Source organism: Methylobacterium sp. WL119 (assembly GCF_008039875.1).
GTDB lineage: Bacteria > Pseudomonadota > Alphaproteobacteria > Rhizobiales > Beijerinckiaceae > Methylobacterium.
In genome coordinates, this window is the sequence record NZ_VRUU01000228.1 from 1 (window position 1) to 1,245 (window position 1,245).

A 1,245-nucleotide genomic window follows, 5' to 3' on the forward strand; every position below is an offset into this window, starting at 1 on the left:
GGCCGGGAGAGGGGAGCGCGGTATCCGGCACCGTCGCTCCCCTCTCCCGACCCGCTTCGCGGGCCACCCTCCCCCGCAGAGGGGGGAGGGAAGGGGCGTTCGGCGTTTCGAAAAACGATGCTCACAGCTCGTCCTCCGCATCGAAATGCGCCGCCGGGGCGGAGCGGGGGCGGCCGGCATAGGCGTTGAGCGGGATCACGTCGGCGGTGCGGCCCGCGCCGCCGGCCCGCGCCGCGGCGGTGCGGGCGAGGCGGTCGGCCAGACGGATCGCGGCGATCAGGCTGTCGGGGCGGGCGAGGCCCTTGCCGGCGATGTCGAAGGCGGTGCCGTGGTCCGGCGAGGTGCGCACGAAGGGCAGCCCGAGGGTGACGTTGACGCCGTCGTCGAAGGCGATGGTCTTCACCGGGATCAGCGCCTGGTCGTGGGTCGGGCAGAGCGCCACGTCGTAGGTCTGCCGCGCCCGCGCGTGGAACAGGGTGTCGGCCGGCAGCGGCCCGCGGATGTCGATGCCCTCGGCACGCAACCGCGCCACCGCCGGTGCCAGCACGTCGCGGTCCTCGTGGCCGATCGTGCCGGATTCGCCCGCATGCGGGTTGAGGCCGGCCAGCACCAGACGCGGCGCTTCGAGCCCGAAGCGCTCGGCGAGATCCCGGGCGACGATGCGGGCGGTCTCGACCACGAGATCCTGCGTCAGCAAGCCCGGCACGTCGCGCAACGGCACGTGGATCGTCACCGGCACGACCGCCAGCGTCTCGCTCCAGATCATCATCACCGGGCGCGGCGGGGTGCGGCCGGGCGCGACCGCGAGCGCCGCCAGGAACTCGGTGTGGCCGGGATGGGCGAAGCCCGCCCGCGTCAGCACGAACTTGGCGATCGGGTTGGTCACCACCGCGCTGGCCCGGCCCGCGCGGACGAATCCGACGGCGGCGGTGATCGACTCGATCGTCGCCCCGGCCGTGACCGAATCCGGGACGCCCGGCTCGGCTTCGGTCTCGCTGCCGCTCGGCAGCGCCACCACGGGGAGCGCGCGGGGAAACACCTCGGCCGCCGTCTCGGGGTCGATCTCGGCCACCGGCACGGGCAGGCCGAGCCGGTTGGCGGTCCGCTCGACGAAGGCCGGGTCGGCGACGAGGAAGAAGGCGGGGAGCGGATCGCGCGGCGTGCTGGCGAGCCAGGCCGCCAGCGCCAGTTCCGGTCCGATCCCGGCGGGGTCTCCGAGCGTCAGGGCGAGGGGGAGCATCGGGG

General features: G+C 74.8%; 1 protein-coding gene. It reads right to left on the minus strand.

Translation table 11 applies throughout. The features are described 5' to 3' along the window. Positions 1-121: 121 nt before the first annotated feature. Positions 122-1,240: a 4-hydroxythreonine-4-phosphate dehydrogenase PdxA gene (gene pdxA / locus FV227_RS28580; protein WP_147860475.1), complete on the minus strand. Its 1,119-nt coding sequence runs from the start codon at positions 1,238-1,240 to the stop codon at positions 122-124. Positions 1,241-1,245 lie beyond the last annotated feature (5 nt).

What these genes read in the sequence shown, in the direction of transcription:
- pdxA (WP_147860475.1), bottom strand. Translation starts at nt 1,240, where the DNA reads ATGCTCCCCCTCGCCCTGACGCTCGGAGACCCCGCCGGGATCGGACCG.